This is a genomic window from Candidatus Methanoperedens nitratireducens (assembly GCF_900196725.1).
GTDB lineage: Archaea > Halobacteriota > Methanosarcinia > Methanosarcinales > Methanoperedenaceae > Methanoperedens > Methanoperedens nitroreducens_A.
Map to the genome: position 1 here is coordinate 15,636 of NZ_FZMP01000146.1, position 12,990 is coordinate 28,625.

Annotated in this window: 12 protein-coding genes and 1 pseudogene; 3 read left to right on the forward strand and 10 right to left on the reverse strand. The window is 36.9% G+C overall.

Annotated features, from left to right (window positions below):
* Positions 1 to 98 precede the first annotated feature (98 nt).
* The 3 genes from MNV_RS10050 (at position 99) to MNV_RS10060 (ending at position 4,096) form a co-directional block, all read left to right on the forward strand.
* On the forward strand, positions 99 to 1,271 hold the full coding sequence (locus MNV_RS10050) for a glycosyltransferase family 4 protein (protein ID WP_096205717.1): 1,173 nt from the start codon (positions 99 to 101) through the stop codon (positions 1,269 to 1,271).
* A 48-nt stretch (positions 1,272 to 1,319) separates the two neighbouring features.
* Positions 1,320 to 2,390 carry a radical SAM protein gene (locus MNV_RS10055; RefSeq protein ID WP_096205718.1) on the forward strand — a complete coding sequence of 357 codons (1,071 nt, stop codon included), beginning with the start codon at positions 1,320 to 1,322 and terminating at the stop codon, positions 2,388 to 2,390.
* Between the two features lie 230 nt (positions 2,391 to 2,620).
* Entirely contained in the window at positions 2,621 to 4,096 is a 1,476-nt protein-coding gene (locus tag MNV_RS10060) for an oligosaccharide flippase family protein (RefSeq protein WP_096205720.1), read from the forward strand.
* Positions 4,097 to 4,130: 34 nt separating this feature from the next.
* On the opposite strand, the gene MNV_RS10065 is transcribed toward MNV_RS10060, so the two are convergent.
* From MNV_RS10065 to MNV_RS10110, 10 genes and pseudogenes are all read right to left on the reverse strand, one after another.
* Positions 4,131 to 4,808 carry a methyltransferase domain-containing protein gene (locus tag MNV_RS10065; RefSeq protein ID WP_096205721.1) on the reverse strand — a complete coding sequence of 226 codons (678 nt, stop codon included), beginning with the start codon at positions 4,806 to 4,808 and terminating at the stop codon, positions 4,131 to 4,133.
* Positions 4,805 to 5,542, reverse strand: coding sequence for a class I SAM-dependent methyltransferase (locus MNV_RS10070; RefSeq protein ID WP_096205723.1), 738 nt, complete (start codon positions 5,540 to 5,542; stop codon positions 4,805 to 4,807). The genes MNV_RS10065 and MNV_RS10070 overlap by 4 nt, the downstream gene beginning before the upstream one ends.
* Positions 5,543 to 6,541, reverse strand: coding sequence for a glycosyltransferase family 4 protein (locus MNV_RS10075; protein WP_096205725.1), 999 nt, complete (start codon positions 6,539 to 6,541; stop codon positions 5,543 to 5,545).
* Positions 6,534 to 7,599, reverse strand: a pseudogene (wecB, locus tag MNV_RS10080) (non-hydrolyzing UDP-N-acetylglucosamine 2-epimerase). The gene MNV_RS10075 and the pseudogene wecB overlap by 8 nt, the downstream one beginning before the upstream one ends.
* Positions 7,599 to 8,762 carry a nucleotide sugar dehydrogenase gene (locus MNV_RS10085; protein ID WP_096205727.1) on the reverse strand — a complete coding sequence of 388 codons (1,164 nt, stop codon included), beginning with the start codon at positions 8,760 to 8,762 and terminating at the stop codon, positions 7,599 to 7,601. The pseudogene wecB and the gene MNV_RS10085 overlap by 1 nt, the downstream one beginning before the upstream one ends.
* On the reverse strand, positions 8,755 to 9,333 hold the full coding sequence (locus tag MNV_RS10090) for an acyltransferase (protein ID WP_096205728.1): 579 nt from the start codon (positions 9,331 to 9,333) through the stop codon (positions 8,755 to 8,757). The genes MNV_RS10085 and MNV_RS10090 overlap by 8 nt, the downstream gene beginning before the upstream one ends.
* Positions 9,330 to 10,241 (reverse strand): Gfo/Idh/MocA family protein, encoded by a 912-nt coding sequence (locus MNV_RS10095; RefSeq protein WP_096205730.1) that lies wholly within the window; start codon positions 10,239 to 10,241, stop codon positions 9,330 to 9,332. The genes MNV_RS10090 and MNV_RS10095 overlap by 4 nt, the downstream gene beginning before the upstream one ends.
* Complete coding sequence (locus tag MNV_RS10100; protein WP_096205732.1) at positions 10,238 to 11,347, reverse strand: DegT/DnrJ/EryC1/StrS family aminotransferase; 1,110 nt, start codon at positions 11,345 to 11,347, stop codon at positions 10,238 to 10,240. The genes MNV_RS10095 and MNV_RS10100 overlap by 4 nt, the downstream gene beginning before the upstream one ends.
* Positions 11,344 to 11,523 (reverse strand): hypothetical protein, encoded by a 180-nt coding sequence (locus MNV_RS10105; RefSeq protein ID WP_096205734.1) that lies wholly within the window; start codon positions 11,521 to 11,523, stop codon positions 11,344 to 11,346. The genes MNV_RS10100 and MNV_RS10105 overlap by 4 nt, the downstream gene beginning before the upstream one ends.
* A 161-nt stretch (positions 11,524 to 11,684) precedes the next feature.
* A complete protein-coding gene (locus MNV_RS10110; protein WP_096205735.1) occupies positions 11,685 to 12,248 on the reverse strand; it encodes a metal-dependent hydrolase in 564 nt (187 codons plus the stop codon).
* Positions 12,249 to 12,990: the final 742 nt, after the last annotated feature.

Below are 12,990 nucleotides of genomic sequence, written 5' to 3' on the forward strand. Positions count from 1 at the left end.
ATGTTTCACATGGACGATGGTTATTTTCCCAGATATAGACATAAATACAGAACTGTTCAGGATGAAAACTTTTGAAAGCATTAAACTGATATGATAAAATGAATATTTTATATTTTACTACGGTAAATATGAATGGAAGTGGTGGAGACTCGACTCATGTACGAGAGATTATCTTAAATCTATCAAAAAATATTAATTCAATTACTGTGATATCTTCCACAGACAATAGTAATATATTAAAGGAAAATAATATAAAATTCATAAAAGGAAAATTCATTAAGATACCATTTCTTATGTCACCTTCATACTTCCTATATACATTTATTATTGGTTTTTTTGTTCTATTAACATCAAAATGTGATGTGATATATGAGCGACATCATATTTTTGGCACAGGATGCAGACTTGCAAAGATATTTAGAATTCCTTGTATTATTGAAGTAAATGGCTTAACAACAGATGAACTTAAAATGAAAGGGCTGGTCAGGAAAGTAATTAAAATAATTGAATCAAATACATTTTCTCTGGCAGATAAAATTATCGTAGTTACATCGAATTTAAAATTATCTCTTCAAACGGAATATAATATTTCAAAAAATAAAATCCATATAATTGAAAATGGTACAAATATTGATTTATTCAGACCTATGGATGTCAATGAAATTAAGAAAAAATTAAATTTCAATCTAAATTATAATTATATCTGTTTTGTTGGCCATCTTGTTTATTGGCAAGGTCTTGAAAACTTGATCCAAGCTGCCCCTCTTGTAATAAAAGCATGCTCTGATGCTCGATTTTTAGTAATTGGTGATGGCGTTATGAAAAATGAATGGATGCAACTTGCCAGAAGACTTGATGTTTTTGATAGATTCATATTTACAGGGAGCGTCCCCTATGAGCATGTTCCGATGTATATCAATGCAAGTGATGTGTGTGTTGCTCCTTTTATTACTGCAAGAAATGCTAAAATTGGTCTATCACCTTTGAAAATTTATGAATACCTCGCATGTGGAAAACCAGTTGTTGCAAGCAGTATACCTGGTGTTATTGATTTACTGACTAAATCTAAATGTGGCATTGCAGTGACACCAGAGAACATTCATGAACTTTCAGATGCAATCCTAAAACTACTTCAAGATGATAAACTTGGAAAACAAATGGGTAGAAATGGAAAGATATATGTCGTCGAGAATAATAGTTGGGCTAATGTTACTAAAAAGATCGAACATGTCTGTGAAAGTATAATTCTTAATCAAATAGAAAAACCATAAATAAATTTGAATTGCAACCAAAATAATGTCGATGAGATAAATTGAGTTATGAATAAAAAATTGAATAAATTTTGGCGAATTAAACGCTATATTCTTACAACTGAAGGACACCCCCACAGATGCAGCCAAATTCTAAATTTGATACGATATAAATTCAGCAAGAAGTCCATAATATTAAGGTATGATCCTATTACGCTTTCCATTGCATCTACAGATAGATGCAATTTAAATTGTGATATGTGCCATGCGCATTCGAAGCATATAGGAGACTTTGAATTCAAACATAAGTCAACCATTGATGTAAATTTTGATTTATTTAAGGATTTTGTCAATAAATTTAATAAGGCATTAGATATTACAATAATTGGTAGCGGAGAACCATTATTAAATATTGATTTTTTCAAAATGGTAGATTATGGCACCAGAATAATGAAAATGAATGTTTCAACAAATACCAATGGAGTATTATTAGAAAAAGCAATTATAGAAAAAATAATTAGTAGCAGATTAAGTCAAATTACCATAAGTGTCAATGGAGATAATCAAGAAGAATTTCACAGAATAACAGGTATGCCAATTGAGATTTACAGAAGAATCATTGAAAATATTAATTCATTGGTGTCAAAAAAAATACAGACAAAATCTAAGATTACTGTTGGGTTAAATTTCATAATTGATAAAGAAAATTACAGAAGAATCCCTTTAATCATTGAACTATGTGAAAAATTATGTGTTGATTCGGTCTATCTGATTAATTTCTTACCAACACCATTTCCAGGATTTACAGCAGATGAGAGATGCTTAAAAGATAATGATATCGAAGCCATGGATTTTATAAACAATTTGAAAAAAAAGAAATATAAGGTAGATGTGGTATGGCCGGTTCTGCTAGATAATAATAAGAGGAAAATATGTGAGCAACATTTTACCACAATGCGTTTAGATGGTGATGGTAATATTGGTGGATGCGCGGTGATGCTTTTAAATTTAGAAAGAAACGGAAAATATTCGGATAAAAATGTTTGGAATAATAGGTATTTTAAACTGACGCGGAGTATATTTTTGGACCATAAAATTGACCGGAGACCAGAGCCATGCAAAATATGCTCGAGGAGTTAAAATAATAAAATATCTTACTAAAATTTCCTACCTATCTAAAGCACAAATACCATATATCATATAAATTTTGGAAAACACGAATAAAAAAATATTTTTATATATATCTTATAACATCATTTATAGACTTTACATCTCAAGAAAAATATCAACAAAATTTATGAACAATAACACTTTAATTTGAAATTTGCCTAATCAAATCAAATAAATCATAATAATGGATAATTGTAAACATGCAAGCCTCCAAAAAATTCGCCTTCGACGTCGGCATAGCATTCATCGCCTCCGTAATCAGCATGCTTCTTGGCTTTATCATAACAATAATTCTTGGCAGGTATCTTGGCGCCATAGATCTGGGATTGTACAGGATGGCTTCCACGATTTATGGGATTGCAATGCTTTTTGCCGCAATAGGGATTCCTGCTGCAATAATAAAATATGTGGCTGAACATAAAGGAGATAGAAGAATAACAAATTCGATTGTATCTGCCGGCGTTATTACTTCTTTATTACTTGGTATTGGGTTTAGTATGCTTTTTTTCATTTCGTCAGGCATATTTGAAGGAATATTCAAGATGCTTGGACTGTCCAGCCTTTTGATAATTTTATCTCCCGTCTTTCCTTTTGCTCTGGTGTGTGGGACTCTGCTTGGATTTCTGAACGGGATCAGGGAGATGAAAAAATATGGGATAGCAACAATTCTTCAGAGTGTTTTGTTGTTAATTGTTTCATTAGTATTGATTCACAAGGGGTTTGGTGTTGCTGGTGTGGTAATAGGCATAGTTCTCTCTTCAATAGGGTCATGTTTTTATCTAATAATGGTCAGTAGACACTATTTTGAGATCGTACTGGAGGGATATGCCGAGACGACTAAAAAAATACTGTTATTCGGTGTGCAAATATTTGGGGCAAATGCGATAAATACGATAAATTACCAGGCAGATACGCTTCTGATAGGGTATTTTTTAACAGCAGCAGATGTAGGGTACTATGGTGTGGCAGTTGCTTTCAGCACATTTATCTGGCTGGTTCCCCAAGCTATTCAAACGATAACATATCCTGCGACTTCCGAGTATTGGAGTACGAATAATCATGTCGCGTTGCAAACTATGATTGATAAAAGTATGAAATATACTGCTTGTATTTTATTACCAATTGGATTGGGGGTTGGATTTTTTGCGAAAGAGATTATAACGATAATATTTGGAGAAAGATTTATTTATGCCGTTTTGCCTTTGGAAATATTAATTGTAGGAACAGTGATTTTTGGAGTTGCTAAATCAATAGGGGGGGCTGTAACAGGTGTGGGTCGACCTGATATAGGTTTGAGAATAGTTGGCTTTTCCGCAATAACAAATGTTGTGTTTAACATCTTACTCATACCCAAGTTTGGTATCGCTGGGGCAGCGGCAGCTACAGCGATATCTTTATCTTTAGCATCTTTTTTAAATTTATTTATCGCTATCAAGATGATGAAAATAAAAATGGACTTTAAATGGTATGCTAAAATATCTGGTCTAAGTTTTTTGGCTATTTTAATTTTTATACGATCTGAATTTATAAACCTGTATTTATTGGGCATTGTGATTTTGTGCATTTATGTTTTTATGATTGCCACATTTTTTCTGAAAAAAGAAGATAAGATGTATTTTATGGATATTATACGTGAGAGCCGCTTTTTTTTAAAAAATCTCGTATACCTCAAATAGCTACCTTGACTGCCTTGCAATATTTTAATTTAACTTAATATATTAATTTGTCATTCTTTTTCCTAAAAACATACATTGCCCCAATATACGGTTTAATAGGCGCTGGATGAATATTGACTAAATCAAAACCAGCTTCTTTAAAAATTCTATAATAATTACTTAAATCCCTATATTTTTGGTACTTCCCATCTGAGGTATTATCTAACAACAGAAACCTCAGAAATAAATCAAACCTTAATGAACTTAAAAGATTTAATCTATATTGGAACTTAATAAATGGGTTTTTATTCCATGTAAATATGAATATATATTTATTGGAATATTCACATAAGTTATTGAGGATTTTTTCAAATATTGCATCATCCATAATATGAAAAAGCACATCATTACAGATAACAAGATCGGCTGTTAAATTTAACTTTTTTTCTGCATGACTAATTATAAAATTCCAATTCGACTTAATTTTTCTATTTTTTTCAATCATGTTGGGAGAAATATCAACTCCAGTATAATGTTCACAATCTCGTCCTTCCCAGAAACTTAAATCACCACATCCAATATCTAAAACATCATCTATTATATGTACATATTGAGTTATGACTCTCCATTTAAAATCTCTATATTTTCCTATCGAACCTTCTCCACTCTTACCACCGCTTGAATATCTTTTGTTCCAATAGTTTTGATTTTGCAAGTTCTCCATTTTTGTCATTTAACCACCCTGAATAAAAATATTTGAATTGCTCCATATTTTTTAATAACAGGAATTCTTTCTAGTATCATATCTATAATCTTCAAAATCGCCCACTTTTTTTTCTGCCATGTAAACATGCCCAACAGAGGCAAATCATATCTAATACATGGACCACCACGGGCATCTATTATTTTAAAACCTGAATCTTTAAAAATGCTTTCAATAGAATGCATATCATAAAAAGCAACGTGAGATTTATCTACATATAAACCCCACATCGGATTTTTTCCTAAAAAACGTAATATCATATCGACTATATTGGATCTCGATGGAATATCCATTATTAAATATCCATTTCGTCTTAATATACGATTAATTTCTTTGAGCACTTCCTTTGGTTCGTGCAAATGTTCTATTATCTCGCCTAAAACAACAGCATCAAATTTGTTGCTCTTAAAAGGCAAATTATAAAGATTACCATTCATGAATGTCCCTTCCTTAACTCTATTCTTTGCCCTCTTTATTCTCGTCGGTGAGAGATCTATCCCAATAACTCTATGTATATCAATTATTCGTTCCGCCTGGATACCATCACCGCATGCAGCATCAAGAACAAGCAAATCTCCTCCCAATTTTTTTAGAAAATACAATGTAAGTTCTAGTCTTCGAAAATGATGATAACCTTCAAGTAAATTACTCTGTGGAAATTGTCTCGCAATTTCTTCGTATTTATTTAGCTCATTTTTAGTCATCTAATTTAAACTGATATTAATAATATCTATTAATTCTTTCTCTCTTAGCTCTATCGGAAACATTTTGATGATCCTTTCTCTTGCTTCCTTTCCTTTACCAGATTTCAATGCCTCTTTTATTGCATCTGCTGTTGCTTCCATATTACCATACGGCACATAAAATCCAGTATCTTTGACCACTTCTAGCAATGCTGAATTATTTGTGACTACCGGCACACATTCGCAGCACATCGATTCTGCAAGAGCCATACCAAATGATTCCCTGTATGAAAGCTGACAATATACTTTAGCTTTTTTCAACCATGATACGACTTCCTCATGCGATAATGCTCCAGTAAATTCGACATTTGGTGCAATCTGCTTCAAGTGGTTACGAATATCCACATCATAATTTCCAACAACAACAAACCTTAGCTCAGGAAGTGCTAAAGATGCTTTGACAAATGTATCGATGCCCTTTAATCTGCAAGTGTTTTTTGTGAGATTTCCAACGGTTATCACTAAATCTTCTTTTTCACCTTCTGGCTTGAATTTATCGCAATCAACACCATTATAAACAAGTTCGACATTTTTAGAATCTGTATGTTTCAAAATCTCTTTTTTGTTAAACTCAGAAACCGCAAGTACTTTATTAGCATTATCCAGCACATACTTCACTCTACTAGCAGACCTCGGATTCAACATCACACCGTATCCTATTTCTGGCACCTCCGCTACCTCATACCCCCCGACAACCACTATCGACTTCTTCCTTAATATTTTTGATAAACGAACTGCACAGAAAGCATGATAACCAGCAAACCATGAGAATGTCACATCTGCCCATATAACTCCCGCAACCATTTTAAATGGACTCATCAAAGTGTCCTTTAAATTTTTCCTACTTAAAACAAAATCCACCTTTTTCACGTCAAAATGCTTTTTAAGTAGTTCGAGGTCCTTTTGGATAAAAGAGGGCTTATAAGGGCGCACAAATAAAACTTTTATCCTCTTATTCATTGCTGTATCTTCCGATTATCTTCATAATTCTTTCACTCGCGCCCGTGCCAATAACATCCCTTTGCTTACTCTCAGGCTCGAATGTGCTTATTGCTTTACCAATCCTCTCCTTATCAGCCCCCACCAGCATGTTCCACCCTCCTTTTAGCGTCTCCACCCATTCCGTATTTTCCCGCAGCGTGATGCAGAACCCCAAGCATGTACACCTCCTTCTGAATCCCGCCTGAATCGGTCAGTATCTTCTCCGCGCCGCTCATGAGCCTCAGCATATCCAGATATCCAAGGGGCTGGATCAATTTCACATTCTCAGGCATACTCTCAAGTAGATTGTATTTCGCAAGGTATTTCTCGGTCATAGGATGTGCAGGAAATACTACAGTCCTGCCTGCCTCGCCCATCGCCTCGATGATATTGGTCATGTTCTCTCTACTGTCCGTATTACCGGGTCTGTGTACTGTAATCACAAGATATTTTCCTTTTTCAAGTCCTAGCTCCTCAATGATCCTGGATTTCTCCTCAGCCACCTTTCTATTATATTCAAGCGCATCCACCATCACATCCCCAACAAGATGCACACCTTCTGTAATACCCTCTTTCGCCAGATTATCCACCGCGGTCTGTGTAGGGCAAAACAACAGGTCAGATGCATGGTCTGTCAGCGCCCTGTTAATCTCCTCAGGCATCCTCCTGTCAAAGCTGCGCAGCCCCGCCTCCACATGCGCCACCTTTATCTGGAGCTTCGCCGCAGCCAGCGCGCCTGCAAGCGTTGAGTTGGTATCCCCATAAACAAGCACAAGATCGGGCTTTTCCTTTATCATCACCTTCTCGATTTCAATAAGCATTTTTCCTGTCTGCTCGCCGTGACTGCCTGAGCCAATGCCCAGATTATAATCAGGCTTCGGGATATTTAATTCCTCAAAAAATACCTCCGACATCTCATGGTCATAATGCTGTCCCGTATGCACCAGTACCTCCTCATGCTCCTTCCTCAGTTCGCGGGACAGCGGCGCGCACTTGACGAACTGGGGGCGGGCGCCTACGATAGAGAGAATCTTCATTATTTAATCACCAGTTCAAAGCAATCAAATACCAGATCCGCATCCCCTGGCTCGATGAACCTTAAACCCATCTCCTCAATCTCCTCTCTGATAAAAAGCTCATCATAAGCGTACACATTCAAACCCTTTTCAGTCAGCAGTTTCACAAGAGCTAGGTTCATGCTGTTAATCAGTTCTTTGATCCCCTCCCTGTACGTTATCCCCTTAACGCATATTTTTACATCCCCTAAGGCTTTATTAATCCTCAAACATTCCAGAACGATCCTTTCAGCCCAGTAATTCATCATCTGGTCATTTATCTCTCTTGAAGTCCTCAACAAATTACCATGGTCATATTTTGCTCTCCGCTCCATCTCCTTGATCAAAAACCATGGATAAAACGGAATGCAGTGTCCGCCAACGCCCGTAGACGGCAGGTGAATATTGCAGTACTGGTGATTTGCATACTCTCTTGCCTCATAAAAATCAATATCTAGCTCACCGGTAATCTTGAAAAGCTCGTTTGCCAGGGCAATATTCACATCCCTGTAACAGCCTTCTATGACTTTAATAAACTCTGCAACCTTAGAGGACGAAACTAAATGCAGGTTCGGAATAAACTCCTTGTAAACATCATAAGCAATATTCCCGCTTCTCTTATCAACGCCCCCAATGACCTTTGGAAACTCCTTTAATCTGGAAATACTGTAACCAGTCATGATTCTCTCAGGGGAATACGCCAGATAAAACTCACCGAATTTCAACCCGCTCTCATTTTCCAGCCATCCTTTAACAATCGTCTCTGTAGTCAGCGGGGGAATGGTCGTTTCTAAAACCACACAATCACCCTTTTTCAAAATCTTCCCGACATTTCTAAATGCATTTTCCAAAATAGCGAAATCCGGGTTATGATTTTCATCGATAAATAACGGAACAATAACAATAAAAAAATTGCAATCCCCAGCATCCTTATATTCTGCCATTGCAATTAAATTCTTTCCACCGTGTTTTGCTATCAATCCATCCAGACCCTGCTCGTCCGGGATCGGATTCATACCCCTGTTAATAAGGTCACATTTTCTTTTATCTATATCAACACCGGAAACATTAAATCCGCTATCTGCTATGACGCTTGCGATCGGCAATCCTGCTTTTCCAAGACCTATCACTGCTATCCTACGCATTGTTGACCCACTCTTTTATGATTTTAACTGTTTTCCCACATTCACACTTATAAATGACCTTATCTTCTTCGTCCCCAACTATCTTATCCAGTTTCTTACCACAGTAACAAACAAAACCCCTCAATCGTGCGGGATTCCCGAACACCAGGCCGAACGGAGCAACATCATTTGTGACCACGCTTCCGGCCCCGACCATGGCATATTCCCCGATCGTTGACCCGCAAATAATGGTTGAATTAGCGCCGATGCTTGAACCTTTTTTAACAACCGTCCGGACTATCCTGTCCTCTCCCCAGATAAATGCCCTCGGATACATATCATTTGTAAAAACAACAGAGGGTCCAACAAAAACGTCATCTTCTATTTCAACGCCCATGTATATTGATACAAAGTTCTGGATTTTTACGTTATTCCCTATTTTAACTTCAGAATCAACATAAACGCTTTTCCCGATATTGCAGTTCTTTCCGATTTCCGCATGTTCTCTTATATGAACAAAATGCCATACCTTGGACCCTTCTCCAATTTTATCACTTTCTACGATTGCTGTCGGATGTTTATAGTAGCTCATTCAAAACCCATTTTTATTTGTTCGCATATCCTGAGATTATTTAAAGCCTGTTCAGGCGTGACAGGGAACTCTGTATTGTTTTTTACACAATCAACAAACGCTCTCAATTCCACTTTCAGTGGCTCTACCTTGTTTACCAGAACCTTCTCAATGATGTTCTCCTGCGTATACTTCTCTCGATCGATACCATACTTTTCTGGTTTCCAGTAGGTATAAATTTCCTGTGTCATAAAGTCCCCTTCAATCGTGAAATTTTCGTCTTCAATATATATAGTCCGTATCTTTTTACATGCCCTTTTACTTGCAGAAATAGAGGCGATTGATTCATCGAATGCGACCATGGCTTTACATACGTCATGGTTTCCACCACTGTAGATTTTATAATTTTTCATGTTAAATAAAACATTAAATACAATATCTATATCATGTACCATCAAATCTTCAATTACAGAACTATCAGTTACTCTTGATGACGAGGGATTATGTCTTCTCATTTCAACAAAAAAGGGATTTACAGTTATCTTTCGGATTTCATTTATAACTGGATTAAATCGCTCAATATGCCCTACCCCGACAATAAGATCCCTGTTTTTTAGAAAATCTAATAATTCTTTCCCTTCATCAACAGACATAGCTAATGGTTTTTCAATCAAGCAGTGAACATTTTTTTCGATAGCTGCCTTTGCAACATCCAGATGGTATTTTGTTGGAACACAGATGCTTACAGCCTCAACATAATCCAGCAATTCATTCATGGAGTCGCAAGCAATAAATCCCATTTTTCTCATTTCAGTAACATTATTCTTGTTCGAATCAAAAACATAAACATCTTCAATCCCTTTAAGCTCGGAATATACTCTGGCGTGGTTTTTACCCATTGTTCCTGTACCAATGATACCTACTTTCATTCAACTCCCTCAAAATTATTGATAGTATCGGCAATATATTTTAAATCTTCTGCAGTTAACGCCGGATGGACTGGTAGACTTAAAACTATGTTTGCTAATTTTCCGGCAACCGGGCAGTTAACATTTTCATCTGTATAGCTTAATTTCTGATACAGCGGTTGCTTATAAATCGGTATTGGATAATGAACTGCGCATCCGATGCCTCTGGCGCTCAGGTATTTCATGAACTTTTCGCGGTCCATTGAATTTTCGCCAATAGTAAGTACATATTGGTGATATACATGCTTGACCTTGTTTTCCTTATGCGGCGTAATAATTCCATCTACTTTTATATGTCTATTTAGATAATGTGCATTTTGTATCCTCTTATTATTGAATCCATCTAATTTTTTAAGCTGAACTATGCCAATCGCCGCCTGTATATCCGTCATCCTGTAATTATATCCCAATACTGTATGAAAATATTTTGAACTTTGCCCGTGGTTCCTGAGCAACCTGCATGATTCCGTAACCTGATCGTTATTTGTTGTTATTATGCCTCCTTCTCCTGTGGTAATGTTCTTCGTGGGATAAAATGAAAAACAGCCAGTCCCAAAACTACCCACTTTCTTACCACGATACTCCGAACCGTGAGCCTGTGCGCAGTCTTCGACCAGCAGTAATTTATGGTCTTCGCAAATCTCCTGTATGGCTTTTACATCGAATGGATGCCCGAACAGATGCACCCCGATTATTGCTTTTGTTTTTGCAGTTATTTTATTTAATACGTCCTCAGGATTAATATTAAAAGTTCGCTCATCCACATCAGCAAAAACGGGTTTGGCTTTCTGGTAGAGAATCGAGTTTGCAGTGGATATAAATGTAAACGGTGTAGTTATTACTTCATCATCCTCCCTGATTTCTAAAGCCTTAAGAGCTACATCCAATGCAACTGTGCCATTGCTGACGGCTGTTGCATTTTTTACGCCAATATACTCAGAAAACAGATTTTCAAATTCACTGACCGCCCTTCCCTGCGCAAGCATCCCCGAGTTTAATACTTCTTCAATGGCTTTTAGTTCCTCTTCGGCTGTAATTGGTCTTGCTATTGAAATATGTCTATTCATATTAATCCTGTTATATCACGGTAAACTTTCCTTTTTAAAAACTCTTTTATAGTCTTCAACCTGCCCGTGGATAGGTTATCGAGAATAACGGCATCGTTTTGCTCTGCCAGATTCCCAGCCAAGTTCGAGCCAGTAAAGCCTGCACCACCGGCTACCATCACCCTTTGATTTTTCATCCCAGGCTTTTTATGTCGTACGTATATTTAAAGACTGCTAAACTTTTAGCGTCGGCGGGGCTGGAGAACGTATACACATCCGCTTTGCACTACGTGTGTGCGGCCTCAAGAGGCATAACCCTTGATGTGGATGCGGCCTCCCGAGGCGCGACTCGGGGCGATCATCTGCGGTTTATGTAATCAAGTGGATCAAGATACACCATTCTTCTTATCCACCCCTTCCCCTCATAAGCAGTCCTTATAGCCGCGCATAAAATCACCGCGACCAGACCTATAACCAGCACCTCTTTATCCGCAATACCGTACCAATCGCGGTTATATCCCATAATCCCAATACCAAATTTCTGGGTTAATAATGGCCAAAAAAAGCGGTATCCAGGGTTGAACACCAGCGCATCCTCAAACAGGTGCGCCCCGAATCCAATACCGGCGAATATGAATGAATCCACAAGCCTGATACCGACAATCTGCAATAACAATGCGGCTGAAACTGCAAAAAGAAGCAGCACTGCTATATTATGAAAATCACCATGCTTAATGGGATCGCCATAAACAAGTATAGTTATGTCGATTTTCTTAAATATCCTGTCTGCAATAAAATCAAGGTCAGGCACGTAAGCACTTCCGATTATGATCCATGAATAATCGCGACTGGTGAGCTTATAATATACCATGCCCGCAATTATTGCAATTGCGGTTGAGTATACCCAGTGCTCGAATATCATGTTGCCTTTATAATCTTAACATGCATATAAGCATAATCGCGCTCTGCTTCAAACGTCAGTATTACATTAAAATGATAATCATCATAATCATTATTTTGGGGGGGAGGGGCTTCGATAAATATATAAAGCGGAAAGTCATATGATGTTCTACAAGTTTAATCTGGTGGTGAAAGCAAGTACTGGGGCAGGTCTTGAAACTGCTTGTATTTCAAGGATGGAAGCAGGTAACACGAATATCTCACAATCGCCCTGCCTGTAATTGAGTTACTTGCAATAATATTGATAATCCAGAAAAAAGAAGGAGTGGAAAATGGAACTAGTCGAAGTTAAATGTAAAAATTGCGGCAAGGAAATATATGTGCTGGAGAACTATCTCAAAGATAATATGTTCTGTACACTTGGGTGCTTGAGTTCTTATAAAGAAGAGGTCTCTTCTAAAGGCACAAAGTTGAGCCTATACCAAACCTGCCAATCAACCCTAAAATAGCTAAAAACGTATTATAAAACTCCTGCTACTCAAAAAATTTCGTATAAACACTCAAACAGATATAGTCAAGTTCTCAAATACTTGTAAATTGGAATCATAGTGATACCCCCCTCAAATGTCGTGATCAGTTGTTTCTTTAATTGGCTCTTATTCTCCCGGTATCTTATTGCCAGCCATTTTTTAGCCGAGTATAACCTCAGTACTTCCGAATAGCTCTACTTCCGAGTGAATGAAATATCAGCACATCTATTTTAA

What these genes read in the sequence shown, in the direction of transcription:
- MNV_RS10050 (WP_096205717.1), top strand. Translation starts at nt 99, where the DNA reads ATGAATATTTTATATTTTACTACGGTAAATATGAATGGAAGTGGTGGA.
- MNV_RS10055 (WP_096205718.1), top strand. Translation starts at nt 1,320, where the DNA reads ATGAATAAAAAATTGAATAAATTTTGGCGAATTAAACGCTATATTCTT.
- MNV_RS10060 (WP_096205720.1), top strand. Translation starts at nt 2,621, where the DNA reads ATGCAAGCCTCCAAAAAATTCGCCTTCGACGTCGGCATAGCATTCATC.
- MNV_RS10065 (WP_096205721.1), bottom strand. Translation starts at nt 4,808, where the DNA reads ATGACAAAAATGGAGAACTTGCAAAATCAAAACTATTGGAACAAAAGA.
- MNV_RS10070 (WP_096205723.1), bottom strand. Translation starts at nt 5,542, where the DNA reads ATGACTAAAAATGAGCTAAATAAATACGAAGAAATTGCGAGACAATTT.
- MNV_RS10075 (WP_096205725.1), bottom strand. Translation starts at nt 6,541, where the DNA reads ATGAATAAGAGGATAAAAGTTTTATTTGTGCGCCCTTATAAGCCCTCT.
- MNV_RS10085 (WP_096205727.1), bottom strand. Translation starts at nt 8,762, where the DNA reads ATGCGTAGGATAGCAGTGATAGGTCTTGGAAAAGCAGGATTGCCGATC.
- MNV_RS10090 (WP_096205728.1), bottom strand. Translation starts at nt 9,333, where the DNA reads ATGAGCTACTATAAACATCCGACAGCAATCGTAGAAAGTGATAAAATT.
- MNV_RS10095 (WP_096205730.1), bottom strand. Translation starts at nt 10,241, where the DNA reads ATGAAAGTAGGTATCATTGGTACAGGAACAATGGGTAAAAACCACGCC.
- MNV_RS10100 (WP_096205732.1), bottom strand. Translation starts at nt 11,347, where the DNA reads ATGAATAGACATATTTCAATAGCAAGACCAATTACAGCCGAAGAGGAA.
- MNV_RS10105 (WP_096205734.1), bottom strand. Translation starts at nt 11,523, where the DNA reads ATGAAAAATCAAAGGGTGATGGTAGCCGGTGGTGCAGGCTTTACTGGC.
- MNV_RS10110 (WP_096205735.1), bottom strand. Translation starts at nt 12,248, where the DNA reads ATGATATTCGAGCACTGGGTATACTCAACCGCAATTGCAATAATTGCG.